This window comes from Deinococcus sp. Leaf326 (assembly GCF_001424185.1).
GTDB lineage: Bacteria > Deinococcota > Deinococci > Deinococcales > Deinococcaceae > Deinococcus.
The window spans coordinates 79,917-100,200 of record NZ_LMOM01000043.1; the positions used below are offsets into that span (position 1 = coordinate 79,917).

The window sequence follows — 20,284 nt, forward strand, 5'->3', positions numbered from 1 at the left end:
CCATGCGCGACAACACCCCAACCGCCCGCCTGGAAGACACGCCCACCCCCGAGGCCACCCCTGGCCGTGAAGATCGAGCCGCCGCCTACGCCGCGCTGCCCCGAGTGGCCCGACTCATCCCTGGGGCGCAGCCCTGGCACCTGACACTGGAACTGGACAGTGGAGAGCAGGTGGACCTCTCACCTGGGCGCATGAGGTGGGCCGCGCTGCACCCCAGCAGCCGCTTCGGTCCCGCTCTCACGGTGAACTGGGCGCCCGGTGAGCACACGGTCTACGCCGTGCCCGCTGAACTGCTCCCGGAGCTGCTGCCCTACTTCCCTGGCCTGGAGGAACAGTCATGAAGCCGCGCTTACCCCGCGCAGTCTGAAAGGTTTCAACTGATACTGCACTGCCCGCCATACACGGCGGGCAGTCGCCTATGGTGTCTCGGTACAATTATCCCGTGGCTTACTTTAGAGACGAATTCGAACTGGAATATAGACAGCCAGAGATTGTGCTTGGGCGTTTCCGAGAAGCGCTAGCTCTGTTTAGATCTGAGATTCCTCCCTTTGATCCTAAAACTGGTGAGCGAGCATTGGTCTTCCGCCTTGGTTTACATCTTCACACCCTATTTCGCCCTATGATTGTTGATTCTGAATATGATCGAAATATACGGGACAATAAGCGCATTCGTGAGCTTTTCGAAATTCGTTTCACAGATTTTGAAAATCAGCAGATTGGTCAGATCTTACCAAAGGTTCCGAATTCTTATCCAGCGCCACCGAGTACAAGGCGTTCGATCAAAGGAGATAGAATATATCCAGATTTGATTGTACATCACCGTCGTTATAATGATAATAATGTTTTAGTTGTAGAAGTAAAAAAGTCGAAAGGTAATCCTATAGCTATTCATAAAGATATACAGAAACTCAAGGGTTTTACTCAGCCTGATTACGGCTATGTGCTGGGAATATTTCTTGAACTTTCTCTTATTGAGCCGCGATGGCTCGCGTTTACTGAAGGCGAGCTTAATCTAGATCTCTCCTACTGGCCGCGGCCAGTTCCGAAGGCTTAGCACTCTCCATAGCAGTCACTAGCTATTTAATCTTTGCCTTGATTTGTAGCGGTGGTACGCTCAAGGCAGGACTGCGGCAAATCATAAATTCTCAGTGAGGTATGGTCAAGTGTGCGAGGTGTGACGATTAGCCCGCTACGAACTTACACTGGAATTAATAAAAGGTTGGTGCGTCGAAATGTGACGCGGCTGAGTTCTCTCGGTCGCGGAAGGCCTTCCCAGTGTATTGGCCAGAGTAGGAGAGGGGAGCGTCCCCGCGTTTTGCGGGCAGCTCCACTTATCAGTGCCTGAGATCCCGACTTAAATAAGCCACGCTTTATCTTTCGGCGTCACAGACGAACAAACATATTACTGCTCAGCTTCGATGCTGAACCTTTGCTCAATTAGCTTGTCGCCTCTGGGGAATCCAGCGAAGGCCATCACACCTTCACGAAAGGTGGCGGTCACCACTTCATTCCCCAGTTGGTCCGAACTGATGGTATTCCACGCCTGAACTTGGCGCTGCCCTGTCGGGTCCTCGTCTTGCGTCAGGCCTGTATGTTCAATCAGTTGCGCCTGGAAGCGGTTGACGGCCGAATGAATGGCTTCAGGTTGGCCCGTTGCTTCAATGTCTGGCTGACGGACCGGCTTGAATCGACCAGTCTCATCTCGCTCTTCTCGGACACCCCGTCGACCTGTAAATACTGCTAGAAGTTGCCGGAATATTCCTTCTTCAATGGCTATGAAAAGTGGTTTATCTTCATAGCCATCTTTCCAAAAACCTCTCGTCCCCCACCCTTCTTGACGGAAGAGGGAAAACGCCATTAGTTGACGAGAAGAGGAAAGTGATACTAGCTCGTACATATCATAGCCATCTCGGCTCACAGGAATGTTTACGACGAACGACATCGATCCCATAGTCAATATCGGCAGATCAATGGCACGGGGAGGCAATGTCAGGTTGATGAACGCGAGGTTGAAAAGTCGCCACCATTGCCGAAAGTGCGCCGTTGCAATAGCGCTTCCCGACAAGCCGCCTGCAACCGGGTGACCTACAGGCAGCTTGAAACGAATGGCATGAATGGCCGCGCCGGCGGGGGACTCATGGATATTCAGGCCACTCACGACACCATGCTGAATGTCTGCTCCTAGAGGAGCAGTACCTGGCGTGGTGGACATCGTCTGGATCATTCCAGGTACGAACGGATCTATTTGCCAGAGAGCGCCATCCAGAATTGAGCTGTCCATGAATCTCTGAACCTTCCCCGAGCCAGCCGTTGCTTTCGCTTCGAGCATGCCGAATTCATTCCTAGCGTTGACGGTTACGAAATCACCCTTTCTAGTGGACATGCGTGGTGCTTTTCCGCTACTTGAGGGTGGTGCACGCCTCGCGTACAACCTCGTCAGTCGGGCAACCGTGCCGTCGTCCACATCCTCGGCGTGCGCAAGATAGACCGCTCCGAGCTCCCGGGCGTACAGCGCCGCTACACCGGCGCCCAGCTGCCCCGCGAACCCACTCTTCAAGTAATCCGCAAGGCGCAGTTTTGTGCTGCGCCCGCCGGAGCGCGAGGCAGTCGACACAACCAGTCCAGGCGTTAATTCGAGGTGTCGCCCCATACCGTACATGAGGCTTACTACCTCAAAGTTGAGTTCGTGCCAGTTATCGCTCGTAACAGTGGTTAAGGCCAGGTTGAAAAACAACTCCAGGCGAGTGAATTTCAGGGAACGGATTGAGGTGGTCCCGACGGTCACCTTGGGCAGACTTGGCAGCGCCCTTGGGACACTCACGGTGTGCTCGTGTTCGGTCATGACCGGGATGGAGTGGACGTGGTGCAGGTTCAGAAAGGGCGGTGACGTCATACTGGCAAGATAGGCCGCACGGGCCCTTCAGGACGCCAAAAGTCCGCGCCGGGTCACCGGGCACCGTCCAGCTTGACTATGAAGGTGCGTCTCTCCGTCCTCACACGGGGCACGGCACGAAGCCTGACCCCAGCGCGGCCATGCCTCACTATGAAACGCCCCTGCCCAGGTCAAGCACTGGGCAGGGGCGTTTCACGGCTTAGCCAGCGCTTGCCAGGCGGCCCGGTCGACGGCAGACAGGCGGGCCAGAGTCTTCCCTTTCGCCGTCATGCTCACAGGTCCCCCCACCGCACGCCCTTGAGAATCTTCGGCTCACCTACAGGGGCCAGGATGAGCAGCCCCGACCCGGCCACCTGGGCTGCCCCTGCTTCCTGCAGGTCTTCCGGCGAAAGGGGAAGCTCACGCCCCTGTCCCTCGACCTCACGCCACACCCCAGCCACCGGGTCCGCCTCGAAGATCCCGTAGACGTCCCGGTCTTCCTTCCGCCGGGCCTCTTCGAGCTGGGCCAGCCGCCTGCGCCGCCCCGTCACTTCGCCCGCCTGGGAGACAGGGGCAGGCCACTTGGGTACAGCTCGAAGGTTCGGCGCACGATCCGCACAGCTTCCCCTTCGCCGCCCAGGATCCGGCGTGTGATGGTCACCCGCACGGCAGGGCGCTCACCCTGCCGCTCTTCGAGCTGCCGCACCCGGTCCCACTTCGCCCGCGTCATGCGCCACCGCCCAGCGCGCCCACCGCAGCGGCCACCACTTCAGGATCTGCTGCTCCGTACACCACGAAGACCCGGACCCCGATCAGCGTTTGAGCTTCCACTGCTTCCCGGGTCAGATGGCCAGGCCGCGCGGGACAGGCTGCCCGGTACACCTGGGCGAAGTGCCCCGGCAGATCTTCGACTTCCTGCCAGACCTCACAGGCCCACCCGCGCCCGTTCACTTCCAGCGTGTCCAGGCGCTTGAACCGGGCGCGCGTCATGCGGCCCCCCGGCCCAGTTGGGGCCCGCCGGTCGGGTCACTCTGGCCCTCGAGGGCCGCAATCCGCGCTTCGAGCTCACCTACTTCCACGATGCGGGCATAGGCCGCTGCGCCCTGGGAGATGGCGTGCACGGCTTTCAAGGCATGCGCCGGGTCTTCCTCTTCAAGCAGCTCACCGGCCCGGGTTAGGGCCCGCCACAGCAGCGCGCGGGCATCTTCCAGAGTGCCGGGTTTGCCTCTTCGCCGAGCACGTTTGGCCTGTCGGGCTTCCGTCGGATTGGGATTCATGCTTCACCACCTATAGAACGGGGGGGGCAGCGTGCGCCCCCAGGCTTTCGAGTGTGGCCCGGACGCTACTAGGCATCAGTTGCCCCGCCCGCAGATGATCCCTTTCATGGGCGTCCAGGCCTGCGCGGCGCATTCGTGTAGAGCGGTGGTCATGACTGGCGCGTCGCGCTGGCCATCAAGCCAGCCATGGGCTAGGCGGCCTAGGGGACACAGGCCATCTCCGTATTCGTCGGGTCCCTGCCAGTGGGCGCAGGAAGCGCAGCGACCGGGCCGCAGGCGGAGTACGACAGCATTCAGTCGACCGTCTGGCAGGCGCTCCGGTGTTTCGGGTGTTTGGTTTTCGGAAACACCGGAGAAACACCGGGCTATTTCCGGCGTCTCCGTGAGGTTTTCCGGTGTTTCGGGTGTTTCCGGTGTTTTTTCCCCAGTCCCCCGCTTCGCAAGAATCTGGGCCACTGCATCTCTCTCCGCCCTAAGCATCACCTTGAGGTTGGTGGGAATGAGGCTTGCCGGTTCCACAACAATCTTCCCCATAGCAGTGAGGGATACGCTGACGCCCAGGCCCTCCAGCGTGTCGACCAAAGAGGCTGCGCCGCTCAAAATTCCTCCCGGTCGTTTTCACTTTGGGCTGGAGGATCAAAAGAAACACCGGAAACACCCGAAACACCGGGAATGCTGTCCTGATCGTCGTTATTTGCCCGGTGTTTCTCCGGTGTTTCATTCTGGGCAACACCCGAAACACCCGGCGAGGTGACCAGCTCCACCCGATACAGCTTGTTTTTCGTGGTCGAATCCACGCCGGCCACTCGCAAGCGCCGCCCAGAGAACACCCGGTCGCGGTGGGCCAACAGGGCCCGGCCAATCTTCTGAAGCTGAGACAGGGGCTTACGCCCCTCCCACAGATCGATGTGTGAGCCGGTGGTCATCATGGCGGAGAGGAAGGCCCTCGCGGGGACAGGTTCTCCACCATGGGCGGTATAGACCGCATCAAGGACATTTCCCCACTCTTCCGGCTCCGGGTTGCTGATCTCGTACAGGTGCTCTCTGGCCTCCAGAAAACCTTCTATCCCGGCCACCTGGAGCACGCCGCCTACGGTTGCAGACCAGCTCTCATAGCTGCCCAGGCGAGTCGCCCCAGCTGGACGCCCGTCGGCTTTCCAGGCCTCAACCAGCGCAAGGCAGGCCCCCACCAGCTGAGCCCGGTGTTCTCTGATCCAGCGCAACAGGTTGGGGTGCCTGAACCCGGTCCGGTCTTCCGGCCGCTCTACGCCTGCATCAAGGCGAATCGGAATGATGCGGCGGGGCATGTCGTCGTCGAGGCTGACGTTGTTCCCAGTCGCCATCCAGAGAGCATCGTTCGGGAGGGTCAGCATCTCGGATTTACCCAATCTGCGCCCCCGCCAGGTGCGGGCCGTCAGGGCGGCGGCCAGGGCCTCACCCTGTAGGGCATGGACGTTGTCCAGCAAGATCACGCGAGAGCCTTCCAATAACATGGAAGTCACGCGCTTTTCGAATTCGTCACCGTCTTTCGGCTGCACCATGACGCCCGCGTCTGTTCCCAGCGCCACGGCCGGAATGACCTCAGACAGCAGGCCCTTCCCAGTGCCCCGTGTCGGCGCTTCAATCAGGTGCAGTGGGGTAGGGCCGTCGATCATGGGCCGCAAGAATGGCACCAGCAGCGCGCCGACCGTATGGGCGAATCCGGCCCGGTGGGCAAAGGGAAAATCATGCAGCAGCTCCCGCAAGAGCTCGAGTGCCCCCTCAACGGTCGGTAGGCTGGGTAGCTTCAGCCCGCCCAGGGTCAGGAAGACGCCGCTATCCGAGTGATAGCCCTCGGCAGCGATCAAGTCCCCAGCAGCGCTGTAAAGGGGTGTAGTGGCTAGCGTGCGCAGGATAGGGAAGGGCAGCTGGTCCACGCGGGCCAGCAGATCAGGGGCAAGGTCATTTGGGGGTCTGACGGCCACCATGTAGGACTCGTTGTCTTTGCCCATGACCTCTTTGACAAAGTCTGCCGACCGTTCCAACTCCCCCTTCAAGGCCACCTGATCGAATGACTTGAAACGTGTCTCGTTATCCTGCTGGATCAGTCGACCCAACTCGCCCGCCCGGCTGAACAGGCGAGGTGGATCGTTCCGGGCCAGGAGGGCGATGACCGATTCTTCTGCGATGTCCCGCAGACGCTGCGTGTTCACCACAATCTCTGGGTACTCGCTGCCCTGCTTCGGCTTCGGCAAGTCGGGGATGCTGAATCCGGCCTCCTTGAGGTAGGGCAGACCGCGGCGGTTCTCCGGGTCGCCGTCTTCCACATTCTCAGCCCAGCGGTCTATTTCTTCTGCCCACTCCTGAGCGGTACGGGAACTGTCAGCGCACCAGAGGTCAAAGACTTCTGGCTCTTTCAACCCCTCGACCATGCCAGCGAGGTTCCCAGCCCGCTGGGCGAGATTCAGGAACGCAGCTAGAGCGTCATGCCGCGTGTCTGGAGCGTGAGCGCGGGCAGCGGCCAGGAGCACGTCAACAGCTTCCGGCAGGAACTCGCTCTCCACAGGGGGAGTAACCTTTGAGCCCTCTGCCGAAGCAGGACGTGCCCTTGCCTCTTCCTCCTCAGCAAGCTCTTGGAGTGCTTGCACTGGGTTCTGCTCAATCCAGTCGTGCAGCTCGTCGACCGGGATAGGCTGCCCGTCCTCGCCCTCGAGATAGGTCCTCCCCAGGTAGGGCGGATCCTTCTTCAAGGCGGCGTAGTAGGGCGTGATAATCCACCGGCCCTTGCCGTCTGTGCCCATCGGGTACGTCTCGACGCTGGGCACATCTGCCCGCCGAGCAATGGAGCGCAAGGCATCCCGCATGACTTTGTAGGGCAGGGGGTCGCTGGCAAAGAGCCAGATGTGCCAGCCCTTCCCACTACTAGAGCGCTCGGCATAGGCATTCAAGTTCAGTCCAGCGCAGGTTTCCAGCACGGCACGCTTAGCCGCTTCTAACCCCTCGCCGGGGAAGTCCTTTCCGTCGAGATCAATAGCACCTACAGGAGTAGCCTCCTCTCCGCCGGGCAGGTAACCCAAGGCATTGCCGGCTAGCTTGCCTCCAACACCCAGGTTGGATTTAAGGTGCTGGATCTGCACAGCTTGACCTTCTAGCGTCTGTACCTTCTTCTTGCCGGTCTGTGGATCTCGCCCCAGCACACGCCCATGCTTGAACGGGTTGAGGGGGAAGAACCGGGCAAACGTATCCAGGGTGTCAGCATGAAGCTCTGCAGTCACGCGCGGCCTCTCTGCTTCTTCGCGTGGGGTGAGCAATACAGATCAACCTCGGCCACGTGCAGCCGGGCGTCAGGTAGGAGCTTTTCTACCTGGGCAAGGGTGACGATCTGGTCAAAGGCATACCTCGAGAAGCTGCCCAGCGCACCACGCACGACAAAGACGCTGACGATCGTTGATGTATGGAACTCGTCCTTCAGAGGAGGGCGCGTGTAGTGGTCGCGCCCCAGCCGGGCCAATGCAGCACGATCATGCGTGTCGGCGCGCTTCATTGCTGCCAGGAGCTTTCTAGGGTTCGGTACACTGTCGGGAGCGCTCGCCCGCGCCGCCCCGCCGGCCCGTCCACGGCGGGGCATTAACTTGCCCGGCCTTCCTGCTCCTGCAGGTATGCGGTCGTCTGCGTCTTGATGTATTGCTCTAGCGCCTCTCGAGAGATGCGAAGAACTTTGGCGCCTATCTTCACTGCTTGCAAGCGGCCAGCGCGGATCTCGCGGTACACCAAGGCGGTATGCACTCCTAGGTATGACGCCGTCTGGGGTACATCAAGGAATGCAGGCAGCGTGGGCGCAGATGCGTCCAGCACGTTGATATTTGTTGCAGTCAAGGGAAAACCCTCCAACTTCACCCGCAGAGAAGCGGGACAGAGACCTCAGTTCAGGGCTGAAGGTTCTGTGTTGGAGGGGGCGTTCGGCTTGATCTGTGGGGCCTGCTGAATAGGCAGAGGGGCGGCGACCGGTTCAGCTTGCTCGTAGGCCTGAAGCGCGTCATCCTCGCCGACCATCTCGGCCACAGCACGGGCTATGTAGGCGTGAAGATCTTCAGCAGTAAGGCCAGCCTCGTGAGCTTCCTGTCCCTTGAGTGCCCGGTAAAGATTGCGGTCGAAATGGAAAAGATCGTAAGCGAACGCTTTGAGATAGGCCGCAGTCTCGTCCGGAGCTTGAGCGCCTAAACGCTGGGCAAGTTCCGCAATGCCGATCTTTTGACCTTCTCGAACTTGGAGTGCATACCAGCTGCGCACAGCCTTATTGATGCTCCATTGCTTTGAGAGCGCTGACTGCGCATCGTCAAGTGCATCTTCAAAAGCCTGCCGGTTGTCTGCTCCACCCCGTAGCCCTACGCTGTAACCTTCAACACCGCATAGCCCTGGTTCAATGCTGAGAGCATCCGCCCAATTGAGGGTCGACAAGTCTGAACGGCGCTCCATCAGCCATTCAGACTCCACCTCCTCTTTGGAGCGGGTATCTGCTCTGCCGCGTATCCTCACATACATAGTTTATCACCGTCTGCAACGGAAATAGACATTCGTGCAAAGGGCATGATGTGACCAACCTGTGACCAACACATCCATACATCAGCGCAAACGAGAGCACATCAACAAGAATAGAGAATTCCCAAAAACGCTCTCTCGGAGCCACTTTTTGGGATATCTGTGTTCTTCTGTTGATATCCATAAAGCTGACCGGGCCTCCCTCCTAAGGGGCAGGCCACTGGTTCGAATCCAGTCGAGTGCACCAAGAAAGGCCCCCGGTACGATTTCCGGGGGCCAGCTCTATTCCGGTCTCAGCCCCGGCGTGTCACGCCGTCGGTGGTCAGCAGCGCGCCGTACAGCTCGGGGCGGCGGTCGCGGAAAAAACCCATGCCGGCGCGGAACTTTCTCGCCTCGGCCAGATTCAGGGTGTGCAGGAGCGGCCCTTCCTCTCGGTCACCGAACTCGGCGACGAGTTCACCCGTGTAGTCACTGACGAACGAGTGGCCGTAGTAGGTCTGCTTCAGCCCCTCCACCTGCTCGGTGCCGATGCGGTTGGCGGCAGCCACGTAGGCCGAGTTGCTCACGGCGTGACCGATCATGGCCCGCTGCCACATGTGGTGGCTGTTGGGCGACTCGACACCCTCGGGTTCGGAGCCGATAGCGGTCGGGTACAGCAGGAAGTCGGCGCCCTGGAGCATCATCACGCGGGCGGTCTCTGGATACCACTGGTCCCAGCAGATACCCACGCCCACGCGCCCATAGCGGGTCGCCCAGACCTTGAAGCCGGTGTCGCCGGGGTTGAAGTAGTACTTTTCCTCGTAGCCGGGGCCGTCGGGGATATGGGTCTTGCGGTAGTTGCCCAGCAGCGTGCCGTCGGCGTCAATGCACACCAGTGAGTTGTAGTGCGCCTGCCCCGCCTTCTCGAAATAGCTCAGCGGCAGCACCACCCCCAGCTCCTCGGCGAGCTTCTGAAAGCGCCCGACGAAGGGATGATCGTCGAGCGGGTGCGCCAGCCCGAAGTAGTCCTCGCGCTCGACCTGGCAAAAATACAGGTTCTCGAACAGTTCGGGCAGCAAGATCACCTGCGCGCCCTGGCGGGCAGCCTCACGCACGTGGGCCTCGGCGCGCGAGACGTTGTCTTCGAGCTGGTCGGTGACGTGCATCTGCACGACGGCGAGCTTGACGAGGTCGGGGGTGCGGGTCATGACCCCAGGCTAACGCGGCGGGCGTGGGCGGAAGGTGGCGCGGGTCCTGACCGGGGCGGAACGGCGCGGCGGAACGACGCATTGGTCTGGGCAGAGGCGGCCCCTCACCCGGCCACCCGCATAGATTGGGACGATGCGGCGCACCCCTGTCCCCCCACTCCAGCTGGCCCCAATCCCCGTGCAGGCCCGGCCATGAAGTACGTCTCGACGCGCGGCGCGCGGAACCTGGGCAGCTTCTGCGACGTGCTGCTGCTGGGCCTGGCCCCCGACGGCGGGCTGGCGATGCCCGAGAGCATCCCCACCCTGAGCCCGGACGAGGTCGAGGCCCTGCGCGGCCTGAGCTACCCCGAGCTGGCCTACGCGGTCATGCGCCCCTTCATCACCGATATTCCCGGAGACGACCTGAAACGGCTTCTGGAGCAGACCTACCGGGCTGAGGTGTTCGGCAGCCCTGAGATCACGCCGCTGACCCCGCTGGGCGACTCGGGCCTGTATCTGCTCGAACTGTCCAACGGCCCCTCGCTGGCCTTCAAGGACATGGCGATGCAGTTTCTGGGGCAGGTCTTCGAATACGTGCTGGAGACGCGCAATGAGCGCCTGAATATCCTGGGGGCGACCTCGGGTGACACGGGCTCGGCGGCCGAGTACGCCATGCTGGGCAAGGCGCGCGTGAACGTGTTCATGCTCTCGCCCCACGGCCGCATGAGCGCCTTTCAGCAGGCGCAGATGTTCAGTCTGCGCGAGCCCAACATCTTCAATATCGCCGTCCAGGGCGTATTTGACGATTGCCAGGACCTCGTCAAGGCCGTGAACGCCGACGCCGAGTTCAAGGAGCGTTTTGAAATCGGGGCCGTCAACTCGATCAACTGGGCGCGGGTGCTGGCGCAGGCGGTGTACTACTTCAAGGGGTACTTTGCGCTGGGGCTGCCCGCCGGGGCCGAGGCCGATTTCTGCGTACCCTCGGGCAACTTCGGCAACGTGTTCGCCGGGCATCTGGCGCGGGCGATGGGGCTGCCCATCGGGCAACTGGTCGTCGCCAGCAACGAGAACGACGTGCTGCACGAGTTCTTCACGACCGGCACCTACCACGTCCGGCCCGCCGCGCGCGTGGCGATGACCTCCAGCCCCAGCATGGACATCGGCAAGGCCAGCAACTTCGAGCGCTACCTGTACCTCATCACGGGTGGCAGCGGAACGCAGACACTGTCCTGGTGGCAGGAAGTCGGCGAGGGCCGCCCCGTGAGCCTCGCGGGCACGCCGCACTGGGACACCGTGAAGGCCAGCCGTTTCGCCGCCGGGCGCAGCACCCACGCCGACCGCCTGAGCACGATCCGCGAGGTGGACACCGAATTCGGCCGCCTGATCGACCCGCACACCGCCGACGGCGTGTTCGTGGCGCGCCCACACCAGCGTGTCGGCGTGCCGATGGTCTGCCTGGAAACCGCGCTGCCCATCAAATTCGAGGACACCGTGAAGGAAGCGGTGGGCCGTTCGCCCGAGCGCCCGACGAAATTCGGCGGCATTGAGACGCTGGAACGGCAGTTCACCGTGCTGGACAACGACGTGGACGCCCTCAAGGCGTTCGTCGCCGGGAAACTGGCAGAGCAGCGCTGAGGGGCCCAGCGGTGAGGGATGTGGGCGGCGCTACCCCCGCCGCCCCGCCGCCACCCGCACCACCAGGAGCAACGCAAAGGCCACGAAGACCATCACTGCCGAGAGCACGAGCGCCGGCCCCAGGTCGGATTCCATCGCGGCGTAGATCGCCAGCGTGACCGTGCGTGTGCGACCCTGCAAGGACCCGGCGAAGAGAATGGTCGCGCCGAACTCGCCCAGCGCCCGCGCCCAGGTGAGCACCAGTCCCTCCAGCAAAAAGGGAAAGGCCAGCGGCAGGGTCACGAAGCGGAACACCGCCCAGCCGCCCGCGCCGTCGGTGCGCGCCGCCGCCTCGACCTCCGGGTCGAAGCTGGCGAAACCCGCCCGCGCCGTGCGCAGGTAGAACGGCGCAGAGGTGAACAGCTGCGCCAGGACCACCGCCGCCGGGGAAAAGGCGATGCCGATGCCCGCGATCTCCAGCGGCGGCCCCAGAAGGCCGTTTCGCCCGAAGGCGAGCAGCAGCCCCACCCCCGCCACCACGGGCGGCAGCACGATGGGCAGGTCCAGCAGCGTCTCCAAGAGGGCCTTGCCGGAAAAGTGCGTGCGGGCCAGCAGCCACGCGACCGGCGTGACCAGGGCGACCGTGAGCAGCAGTGTGATCCCCGTCGTGAGCAGGCTGACGCGTAAGGCGTCGCCCACTGCCGCGCTCGCCAGCGTCGGCAGAAAGTCGGCGTTCAGGCCGCGCAGCAGCAGCGCCGCGACCGGCAGCAGCAAAAAGGCCACCAGCAATAGGCTCAGGCCCAGGGGCAGGGCGGGCGGGGCAGGCCGCCGGACTCCCGCCGCCTTAAGCGGGCCGGACGACACGTCTACCCGGCCAGTTCCCCACCGGCTGCCCACCCACGACCCTGCGCCTCACCCGCAGCAGTATGCCTGTCCCTGTGGGCGGTCGCCCACGCGCCTCACTCGACCGCAAGCATCACGTCGCTCGCCTTGATGACGGCCGAGGTGCGGGTGATGACCGAGGTGAGGACGACCACCGGCGAGAGTTCCAGCGAGATTTCGGCCTCTACCGAGCCGAGCTTGAGGGTGGTGATGCGACATGCAAAGACATTCTGGGCGCTGAGCTGCATGGGGACTCCCTTACTGCGGGGCCTGGAAGCCCCACTTGCGCATAATCTTCTGGCCCTCGGGCGAGAGGACGTAGGCGACGAAGGCCTGGGCCGCCGCCGCGTTGTTGCTGGCGCGTACCACGCCGATGGGGTAGCTCGCGCTCTGGTTGAAGCGGGTGGGCAGCGCGATCACACGCACGGCCGTCTTCAGGGCCGGCGTCACGTCGGTCGCATAGACCACCGCCGCGTCGGCCTCGCCGAGCTGCACCTTCAGGGCGACCTGCCGCACGTTCGGTTCCTCGGAGGCCACGTTGCGCGTCACGCGGGCTGAGAAGTCCCCGCCGTAACTGCCGGACTTGTCAATGGCCGCGAGCATCCGCCGGGCGTAGTCGCCTACCGGCACCGCCTTGTCGGCCAGCACGACCTTCACGCCGGGCCGCGCGAGGTCGGCCAGGCCAGCGACGCTGCTACCCCTGGGGGTGATGATCGCCAGCCGGTTGCCCACAAAGGCCCGGCCGGCCGCGACCACACCCCCAGTCACCAGCGGGTCGTACTGCGCCGTATTGGCGCTGGCGTACACGTCGGCCCGCGCGCCCTGCCCCAGTTGCGTGCGCAGCGCCTGCGACCCGGCGAACTGGAAGGCGGTGTGGTGACCGGTCCGGGCATCGAAGGCCCGGCCCAGCTCGGTAAAGGCGTCGGTGAGGGACGCGGCGGCGAACACGGTGAGGTTGGCGGCGCTCGCCGTGCCCCCCAGCAGGAGGGCAGTGAACAGCAGGAGTCGGGGTTGGATCATGAGGCCTCCGGGAGCACGGAAGAGGGAAGGGGAAGGCGCAGCGGGCAGTGTCAGGCGGTGCTCTTCCAGGGCTGCCCCGCGTGGGCCGGGTCGTAACCGCCCAGCGCGCGCAGTTCGGCCTGGAAGCCCGGCTGCGCGGCGCCGAGCAGCAGCGCCGCCAGCGCGGGGTGGTCCAGATGCTCGCCCGGCACCACGAGGTCGAAACGCTCGCGCTGCACCGGCACGAAGTCCAGGCCGTGCGCCCACGCCGCCGAGCGTGGCCCCGGCGCGAGGTCGGCCGCGCCCAAGGCGACCCGCGCCGCCGCCGCCAGGGGGGTGGGGGCCTCGTCGCGGTAGCCGGGCAGCCGGGCACGCTCGCTTTCGCCCAGGCCCAGCCCGGCGAGCCAAGCGTCGAGGAGCACGCGGCTGCCCGCGCCGGGCCCACGCCCGACGAGCCGCAGGCCGGGGCGCAGCAGGTCCGCTACGCCGGAAATGCCGTGCGGGTTGCCCGGCGCCACCATCAGCCCCTGCTCCCAGGACCAGAGGGTGAACAGCTGCGCGGGCATCCCCGGCAGCTCGCGCAGTACGGCCGGCAGGTTGGACTCGCCGCCCCCCGCTTCCCACAGGTGGATGCCCGCCGCGTGGGCCTCGCCGCGCCTCAGCGCCCGCAGGGCGTCCAGGCTGACAGCGGGGTGCCACAGCGCACGCACCTCCTGGGGCCGCGTCCCCGGCCCACCGCCGCCGCGCCCCAACTGCCGGGCCAGCAGCCCCAGCGCCGGGTCGCAGCCCGTCACGACCAGCGTGCGCCCGGGCCGGGCGGCGCCCTCCAGCAGCTCCACCCGGACCTCGCCCGGCGCCCCGGCGCCGTGTGCCAGCCCGTCGGCATCCTGCCCGAGCGAGGCCTCGCCGCTCAGCGGGTAGGCCAGGGTGCGCGTCCCCACCTGCGCGAGCTGCACGCGCACGGGACCGGTCAGGGCACCGCCCGGCGCAGCGCCGCACAGCGTGGCGCCCACCTCGGGGGCGGCCAGCGTGAACAGGTCCTCGACCCCGCAGCCCAGCACCTGCGCGAGCCGGAAGGTGGTCAGGGTACCCGGGACATAAGTGCCCGTCTCGACCGCGTGCAGCGCCTGCCGGCTGATGCCGACCTGCGCGGCCAGTTCGCCGGAGCGCAGACCGGCCGCCTCGCGCCGGGCGCGCACGTGCGCGGTCAGGCCAGGTTCCATGAAGCCAGCCTATGGCCTGATCGGACGTAAAGTCAAAAGGACATAATGTCGTTTGAACAAGACATGAGGGTTGTCGGTGCGGGCCAGACAGAGGGGCCATGCTAGCGTCAGCCATGACCGACCTGTACTTCGATTTTCTGTGTCCCTACGCCTGGCGCGGCGTCGAACTGGCGAACGTACTGAAGGCCGAGGGCGAGGCCTTCCGGCTGCGGCACTTCTCGCTCATGCAGGGCAACCACGCCGACAACGCGGCCACCAAGGACGCCGGCAGCGTGACGTGGTGGCTGAGCGACCAGCCTGCGGGCGAGGGTTCGGCCTACCAGCAGAGCAGCCTCGCTGCCTTCCTGGCGCACACGGCCGCCGCGCGTCAGGGCGAGGAACTGAGCTGGGCCTTTACCCTCACGCTGTTCCGCCGCCGCCACGAGCAGGGCGAGGAACTGGACGAGGCCGCCATTCAGTACGCCGCCGGGGACGCCGGGCTGGACGCCTCGCAGTTCGCCGCCGACCGTCAGGACGACGCAGGGCTGCGCGCCGCACTGCGCCGGGACCTGAGCGACGCCGCCGACCTCGGCGTGTTCGGCACCCCGACCTTCGTGCTGGAGGACGGCGCCGCCGCCTACTACCGCTTCGAGAACCTGACCCGCGACCCGCAGACTGCGCGGGCATGGTGGGACCTGTACCGCACGGTCCTGAACGACGAGGCGGGCATCGCCACCATCAAACGCGCCAAGAACCGTCCCGCGAAGAAGGCTTAACCCTCCACGTCCGCCACCATGCCCAGCTGCCGCGCCACCTCACCGCGCGGCCGAGTGAGGCCGCTGCGCACGTCCATGTACTCGCGATACACCTCGTCGTAGCTGTATATGAGTACCGCCATCACGCCGTGGTCGCCTACCTCCAGCCCCTGAAGACGGAAGCCCGCGTGCAGTTTAGGCACGAGTACGGCCGAGTTGGTGGCGTGGTGCTGGCTGCGCACGAGGTCGTAGCCCTCGGCGCGCAGGGCGTCCAGCACGGCGGGCAGCAGGCGCGAGTACACCCCCGCCCCCCGGTGCGCGGGCAGCAGCGCCGTGTTCACCATGTAGGCGGCACGCGCATTCCAGCCCCGCGAGGAGTGCCAGCCCACGACCTCCCCCGCGTGCCCGACCAGCCAGGTGTAGCTCGGGAGGTCGGGGTCGGGGCGCGCGGCGGGGCGCGGCCACTTCAGCGACACGCTCTCGTAGGCGCTGTCCTCCAGCACCGCATACACGTCCCAGTAGGTCTCGTAGTCGACCGGGCGCAGCACGTAGCCGCCGCCCAGGTCGAGGTCGGGGCCGATACCGGGGGGCAGGGGTAGGGCGGGCACCGGGGCAGGGCTCGTGGGCCGGGCCTCGGGCCAGCGCAGCCGCCGGGCCGCCTCTCCGGTCGCGGCCCGGAACCCGCTGCGGGCGTGCATGGCGTCCCGGTAGGTGTCGTCCAGCGCCAGGGTCAGCGAGACGTTCAGACCGCCCTCGTACAGGTTCAGGCCTTGAAGAAAGAAGCCCGCGCGCAGCTTGGGCACGATCACGCGGTTGTTCGTGGCGCGGTGGCGGCTGGTCACGAGGACGTAGCCCGCCGCCCGGAAGGTCTCCAGCAGTTCGGGCAGCAGCCGGGTATACAGGCCGCGCCCCTGGTGCCCAGGCAGCAGCCCCGTGTCGGCCATCTCCACCGTGCGTTCGTCGCGCTGCTCGGCGTGGCTCCAGCCGATGAGGCCGCCCAAAAAAAAGACGCCCCAGCTCAGGGTCTCGCCCAGCGGCACGGGCGGTTTGCGCGCCTTCCCGAAGGCGTACACCGAGTTGTCCCCAAAAATCTGGCCCTCCAGGCGCGCGCAGGCGTCCCGGTAGGTCTCCAGGGAAATGCGGCGGGCCGTGTACCCGCCTCCCAGATCAACTATTCGCCCGTCCACGTGGCGCCCACGGGCTGCTGCTGGGTCACACAGTGGAAGGAACCGCCGCCCTCGATGATCGCGCGGCTGCCCAGGCCGATGACCTCGCGCCCCGGAAAGAGCGGCCGCAGCACCTCCAGCGCGGGGCCGTCGTGGGGGTCGCCATACTGCGGCACGGCCACGAAGCCGTTGCCGATGTAGAAGTTCGCGTAGGTGGGCGGCAGCCGGCCCTCGGCGCCGTCGAGGCGGTTTGCCGGCAGCGGCAGTTCCACGACTCGCAGCGGCTGGCCCGCCGTGTCGGTCATCTCCCGCAGCGCGGCGAAGTTGCGGGCCATGACGGCGTGGTTGGGGTCGGCAGGGTCGCTCTCCACGCTCGTCACGACCGTCGTCTCGTCCACGAAGCGGGTGATGGTGTCGATGTGGCCGTCGGTGTGGTCATTTTCCAGGCCGCCGTCGAGCCACAGCAGCTTCTTGATCCCCAGCGTGTCGGCCAGCAGCGCGGCGTAGCCTTCTTCAGTCAGGCCGGGGTTACGCGTGTCGGTCAGGAAGCACGAGCGGGTGGTCAGGCCCAGGCCCAGGCCGTTGACCTCGATGCCGCCGCCTTCGAGTACCTCGGGGCGGTCCCAGTGGGCCATGCCCAGGTTCTGCGCCACATATTCGGGCACGCGGTCGTCGTGGTCCGACTCGAACTTGCCGCCCCAGGCATTGAAGCGCCAGTTCACGAAGGCGAGGTCGGCTTCCGGGCCCTCGCCGCGCGTGACGAAGATCGGGCCGTTGTCGCGCAGCCACACGTCGTCCAACGGGACATGGTGGTACGACACGTTGGCGCCTTCCAGACGGGCCCGGGCGTCCTGTTCGCTCTCCGGGTCACGCACGAGCAGGTGCACCGGCTCAAAGCGGGCGACGGTACGCACGAGCTCGGCGAACTCGGTACGCACCGCGTCCAGGTGGCCGAACCACAACTCATTATCGGCGGGCCAGCTCATCCAGGTGGCGGCGTGTGCGGCCCACTCGGCAGGCATCACGAAGCCCTGCTCGCGGGGGGTCGGGTCCTGGGGCAGGTAGTGGGACACGGGCGGCATGGTCATACCGACATTAGACCAGACGGATTCGGGGCAGACAGGGACGGCCGGACCTCAGCGCCGGCCCTGGAGGGTCAGGCGCTGAGGTCCCTCGTCCCGGCCGGTCGCCGCCGTGAGCCGCAGGGGCCCGGCGAGAGTCGTCGCCGAGACACCCGGCAGGGTCAGCGTGTAGAGCCGCGACGACGCCCCGCGCGTGACAAACACCCGGGCCGTCACCCGGCCCTGCACCAGACAGTAGGCGCGGGGCGGGCAGCGCGAATCGCTGAAACTCAGCAGCGTGACCTTCGCCGCGGGCTGTCCGGCGGCGGGCAGGGGGGCCGTCTGCCCGGCCCTCAGCGTCAGGGTCCAGAAGGTGGGGACAGCGGCAGCCGGGGCGGGCGTCCCCAGCAGGGCGGCGCCCAACAGCAGAGAGAGAAGGGTCCGGACCATGCCCCTACTACGCGGCGCAGACAGGTAGGGTTGCGCTGACCTCCGCCCGTCCCGAGGTCTACCGCCGGAAATCGTCGCTGAGAATCACGCGCAGCGGCTCCCCGGCCGGCGAGCCGACGAGGTGCAGCTCGTTCTGGCCCCGGTTCGGGCCGGCGGGTAGGGTCAGGCGCAGGAACCGGGTCCGTGGTCCCGGCTCGCCCGGAGCGGCCACGACGAGGAGCGCCGCGCTCAGTTCCCCGGCCCAGACGCAGTTTGCAGTCGGCGGACAGCGGCTGTCCTGCAGGCGCAGCAGCGTGACCTGCCGCTTACCGAGCCACACGGTCTTGCCGGGCGAGAGTTCCACGCGGGCCGCGCCCGCCAGACCGGACAACAGGGCCAGAACACACAACAAGGAGCGCATCCCCCCAGCATGCGCCCCGGTGCTGAACGGTGGCTGACGGCCTAGCCCAGCAGCGCCGGGCCCTCGCCCTGGTCGGCCAGCGCGCGGAAATCTTCGGCCTTGTGGCCCAGACCCATGGAGTCGTAGCAGTCGGCGAGGCGCAGCGCGAAGAATTCGACGGCGCGGCAGTCCTCGCGGCGCTCGGCCACTTCCAGGCAGGTGCGGTAGTGAAAGACGGCGAGGTGATACTGCTCTCCCCGCGCCGCCTGCTCAGCGCGGCAGTGAATCATGCGGAGGGACACGATGTCGCTGGGGACGCTGCTTACGGCGTTCATGGGCCGCAGTCTAAGCGGCCCGGCCGGCAGATGAATGAAAGGTGAATATCAATCCAGGCTCATAAAGTGCGTCTATAACGTTGTTTTTAAGTTCAGGGCGAAATAGATCTGTGACATTTGTCCCAGACCCGTACCCGTCTCAGAGTTTGGCCCGCACGCCGAGTGCCGGAAGGTTCACGTCGCTCAGGCGCAGTTTGATGGTCGTGCCGACCTGCGCGGAGGTCGTGAGGGGCAGGTCGTAGGCGAGGTCCGGAATGAGGAGCGTGGCCTGCGGGCCCCGGCGGTCCACCACGACGGCCTCCCACTCGCGCTCGGGCTGCGCGGCCACGTAGCGCAGGGTGTGGTGGCGGCGGCTCAGGCGCTCGGCCTGGCGGGTGCCGTCGGCGTTCAGGACCGCCTGGGCGATGTGGCTGGCGAGCACCTTGCCGCCCACCGGCTCACCCCCGTTCAGGAAGGCCCGGAGCTGCTGGTGCACCACGAGGTCGAGATACCGGCGCATGGGGCTGGTCGCCTGTACGTACACGTCCAGGCCCATGCCGCTGTGCGGCCCCGGCGAGGGCTGAAACCGGGTGCGCGACAGGGTGCGCCGCCGCGCCCACTGTGCGCCCAGGCCGTCGCCGCGCACGGTGGTGCGGGGGGGGTCCTGGGTGGCGAAGGGCAGCGGAATGCCGTTGTCGTCGGCGAAGATGGCGGCCCCCCAGCCGGCGAGCGTCATGCACTCCTGCACCACGAAACGCATGGGCGGCTTGGGCAGCGGCGTGACCTGCGCGCCCGCCTCGTCGGCCTTCACGCGCACCTCGGGCAGGTCGATGGTCAGCGCGCCCTCGGCTTCGCGCAGCGCCTGACTCGCGCGGGCGAGCTCCGCCAGGGCCACGAAGGCCGGGTCGCCCGCCTCCAGACGCCGCTGCGCCTCGCCGTAGGTCAGGCGGGTGACGCGCACGGTGGTCAGCACCACGTCCACCGCCTCGGCGTTGCCCTCGGCGTCGAGGTCCAGCGAGATCGAGAGCGCGGGCGAGGTGGGGGCCAGTCCCAGGCCTGCCTGCTCGACCAGGGCGTCGGGCAGCATCCCGATGGTCTGGTCCGGCAGGTACAGCGTCGCCCCGCGCGACCGGGCTTCGAGGTCCAGGGGGCTGTCGGGTTCGACCAGCGCGGCCACGTCGGCTACGTGGACCCACAGCCGCGTCAGGCCGCCCTCCAGGGCCTCGGTACACACCGCGTCGTCGGGGTCGCGATTGCCCTCGTCGTCGATGGCGAAGGCCTCGAGGTGCGTCAGGTCCAGGCGTTCCTCGTCGGGAAAGGGCGGCACCGGCAGCGTGCTGGGCGTGGTCGCGGCGCGCAGGCGGTCGGCGTAGGGCGTGCGGGCCTCGCTCCACAGGCCCAGGCGCAGCAGCAGGGTATGGGCGGCCTCGGGTGTCTCGCTCAGGCCGAGCTCGCGCAGCACGCGGCTCTTGTCCTGCCGGCCGCGCGCCAGTAGCTCGACTTCGGTGCGCTGTGCGGCGCCCAGTTCGGGGGGAATGGTCATGCCCCCAGCATATCGGGGGTGGCAAGGGGTGGGCAGTGGAAACTCCAGCTTGACAGTTTGTCTGCCAGGGTTCGCCTTAAGGGCGA

General features: G+C 65.6%; 25 protein-coding genes. 4 read left to right on the forward strand and 21 right to left on the reverse strand.

Translation table 11 applies throughout. From position 1 onward, the window contains the following. Positions 1-2 precede the first annotated feature (2 nt). A complete protein-coding gene (locus ASF71_RS13920; RefSeq protein ID WP_056301293.1) occupies positions 3-341 on the forward strand; it encodes a hypothetical protein in 339 nt (112 codons plus the stop codon). A 101-nt stretch (positions 342-442) separates the two neighbouring features. After that, positions 443-1,054, forward strand: coding sequence for a hypothetical protein (locus ASF71_RS23860; protein ID WP_156372828.1), 612 nt, complete (start codon positions 443-445; stop codon positions 1,052-1,054). 348 nt (positions 1,055-1,402) lie between these two features. Here the strand turns inward: ASF71_RS23860 and ASF71_RS23865 are convergent, their stop codons facing one another. The 11 genes from ASF71_RS23865 to aguB form a co-directional block, all read right to left on the reverse strand. Beyond that, on the reverse strand, positions 1,403-2,893 hold the full coding sequence (locus ASF71_RS23865; RefSeq protein ID WP_156372829.1) for a hypothetical protein: 1,491 nt from the start codon (positions 2,891-2,893) through the stop codon (positions 1,403-1,405). Between the two features lie 272 nt (positions 2,894-3,165). Next, positions 3,166-3,423 carry a hypothetical protein gene (locus ASF71_RS13925; RefSeq protein ID WP_056301295.1) on the reverse strand — a complete coding sequence of 86 codons (258 nt, stop codon included), beginning with the start codon at positions 3,421-3,423 and terminating at the stop codon, positions 3,166-3,168. Then, positions 3,420-3,602 (reverse strand): hypothetical protein, encoded by a 183-nt coding sequence (locus tag ASF71_RS13930; RefSeq protein WP_056301296.1) that lies wholly within the window; start codon positions 3,600-3,602, stop codon positions 3,420-3,422. The genes ASF71_RS13925 and ASF71_RS13930 overlap by 4 nt, the downstream gene beginning before the upstream one ends. Next, positions 3,599-3,862 carry a hypothetical protein gene (locus ASF71_RS13935; RefSeq protein WP_056301298.1) on the reverse strand — a complete coding sequence of 88 codons (264 nt, stop codon included), beginning with the start codon at positions 3,860-3,862 and terminating at the stop codon, positions 3,599-3,601. The genes ASF71_RS13930 and ASF71_RS13935 overlap by 4 nt, the downstream gene beginning before the upstream one ends. Beyond that, complete coding sequence (locus tag ASF71_RS23870) at positions 3,859-4,149, reverse strand: hypothetical protein (RefSeq protein ID WP_156372830.1); 291 nt, start codon at positions 4,147-4,149, stop codon at positions 3,859-3,861. Before ASF71_RS23870 ends, ASF71_RS13935 begins: the two co-directional genes overlap by 4 nt. A 75-nt stretch (positions 4,150-4,224) precedes the next feature. Further along, positions 4,225-4,749, reverse strand: coding sequence for a hypothetical protein (locus tag ASF71_RS23875; protein WP_156372831.1), 525 nt, complete (start codon positions 4,747-4,749; stop codon positions 4,225-4,227). Then, positions 4,746-7,403 (reverse strand): hypothetical protein, encoded by a 2,658-nt coding sequence (locus ASF71_RS13940; RefSeq protein ID WP_056301300.1) that lies wholly within the window; start codon positions 7,401-7,403, stop codon positions 4,746-4,748. Before ASF71_RS13940 ends, ASF71_RS23875 begins: the two co-directional genes overlap by 4 nt. Continuing rightward, entirely contained in the window at positions 7,400-7,672 is a 273-nt protein-coding gene (locus tag ASF71_RS13945) for a hypothetical protein (RefSeq protein WP_056301302.1), read from the reverse strand. The genes ASF71_RS13940 and ASF71_RS13945 overlap by 4 nt, the downstream gene beginning before the upstream one ends. Before the next feature lie 83 nt (positions 7,673-7,755). Next, complete coding sequence (locus ASF71_RS25815; protein WP_056301305.1) at positions 7,756-8,025, reverse strand: helix-turn-helix domain-containing protein; 270 nt, start codon at positions 8,023-8,025, stop codon at positions 7,756-7,758. A 24-nt stretch (positions 8,026-8,049) separates the two neighbouring features. Next, positions 8,050-8,664, reverse strand: a complete 615-nt coding sequence (locus ASF71_RS23880; RefSeq protein WP_156372832.1) for a hypothetical protein — start codon at positions 8,662-8,664, stop codon at positions 8,050-8,052. Between the two features lie 296 nt (positions 8,665-8,960). After that, complete coding sequence (gene aguB, locus ASF71_RS13960; RefSeq protein ID WP_056301312.1) at positions 8,961-9,854, reverse strand: N-carbamoylputrescine amidase; 894 nt, start codon at positions 9,852-9,854, stop codon at positions 8,961-8,963. 192 nt (positions 9,855-10,046) lie between these two features. Here aguB and thrC point away from each other — a divergent pair, with 192 nt between their 5' ends. Continuing rightward, complete coding sequence (thrC, locus tag ASF71_RS13965) at positions 10,047-11,468, forward strand: threonine synthase (RefSeq protein ID WP_056301313.1); 1,422 nt, start codon at positions 10,047-10,049, stop codon at positions 11,466-11,468. A 30-nt stretch (positions 11,469-11,498) separates the two neighbouring features. On the opposite strand, the gene ASF71_RS13970 is transcribed toward thrC, so the two are convergent. The 4 genes from ASF71_RS13970 to ASF71_RS13980 all read right to left on the reverse strand — a co-directional run bounded on the left by ASF71_RS13970 (position 11,499) and on the right by ASF71_RS13980 (position 14,551). Then, on the reverse strand, positions 11,499-12,311 hold the full coding sequence (locus ASF71_RS13970; RefSeq protein WP_235514468.1) for an ABC transporter permease: 813 nt from the start codon (positions 12,309-12,311) through the stop codon (positions 11,499-11,501). A gap of 95 nt (positions 12,312-12,406) precedes the next feature. Continuing rightward, positions 12,407-12,577 (reverse strand): TOBE domain-containing protein, encoded by a 171-nt coding sequence (locus ASF71_RS23885; protein ID WP_156372833.1) that lies wholly within the window; start codon positions 12,575-12,577, stop codon positions 12,407-12,409. Between the two features lie 10 nt (positions 12,578-12,587). Then, a complete protein-coding gene (modA, locus tag ASF71_RS13975) occupies positions 12,588-13,349 on the reverse strand; it encodes a molybdate ABC transporter substrate-binding protein (protein WP_056301315.1) in 762 nt (253 codons plus the stop codon). A gap of 50 nt (positions 13,350-13,399) precedes the next feature. Continuing rightward, complete coding sequence (locus ASF71_RS13980; RefSeq protein ID WP_056301317.1) at positions 13,400-14,551, reverse strand: substrate-binding domain-containing protein; 1,152 nt, start codon at positions 14,549-14,551, stop codon at positions 13,400-13,402. A gap of 113 nt (positions 14,552-14,664) precedes the next feature. Here ASF71_RS13980 and ASF71_RS13985 point away from each other — a divergent pair, with 113 nt between their 5' ends. After that, positions 14,665-15,306, forward strand: coding sequence for a DsbA family protein (locus tag ASF71_RS13985; protein ID WP_235514470.1), 642 nt, complete (start codon positions 14,665-14,667; stop codon positions 15,304-15,306). Here ASF71_RS13985 and ASF71_RS13990 read toward each other — a convergent pair. From ASF71_RS13990 to ASF71_RS14015, 6 genes are all read right to left on the reverse strand, one after another. Beyond that, positions 15,303-16,472 carry a GNAT family N-acetyltransferase gene (locus ASF71_RS13990; protein WP_056301322.1) on the reverse strand — a complete coding sequence of 390 codons (1,170 nt, stop codon included), beginning with the start codon at positions 16,470-16,472 and terminating at the stop codon, positions 15,303-15,305. The genes ASF71_RS13985 and ASF71_RS13990 overlap by 4 nt on opposite strands. Next, positions 16,457-17,533, reverse strand: a complete 1,077-nt coding sequence (locus ASF71_RS13995; RefSeq protein ID WP_056301686.1) for an agmatine deiminase family protein — start codon at positions 17,531-17,533, stop codon at positions 16,457-16,459. Before ASF71_RS13995 ends, ASF71_RS13990 begins: the two co-directional genes overlap by 16 nt. A gap of 54 nt (positions 17,534-17,587) precedes the next feature. Next, positions 17,588-17,962 (reverse strand): hypothetical protein, encoded by a 375-nt coding sequence (locus ASF71_RS14000; RefSeq protein WP_056301324.1) that lies wholly within the window; start codon positions 17,960-17,962, stop codon positions 17,588-17,590. 58 nt (positions 17,963-18,020) lie between these two features. Next, positions 18,021-18,362 (reverse strand): hypothetical protein, encoded by a 342-nt coding sequence (locus ASF71_RS14005; RefSeq protein WP_056301326.1) that lies wholly within the window; start codon positions 18,360-18,362, stop codon positions 18,021-18,023. Between the two features lie 41 nt (positions 18,363-18,403). Further along, on the reverse strand, positions 18,404-18,676 hold the full coding sequence (locus ASF71_RS14010; protein ID WP_056301329.1) for a hypothetical protein: 273 nt from the start codon (positions 18,674-18,676) through the stop codon (positions 18,404-18,406). 139 nt (positions 18,677-18,815) lie between these two features. Next, on the reverse strand, positions 18,816-20,198 hold the full coding sequence (locus ASF71_RS14015; RefSeq protein WP_056301331.1) for a ribonuclease R family protein: 1,383 nt from the start codon (positions 20,196-20,198) through the stop codon (positions 18,816-18,818). Positions 20,199-20,284 lie beyond the last annotated feature (86 nt).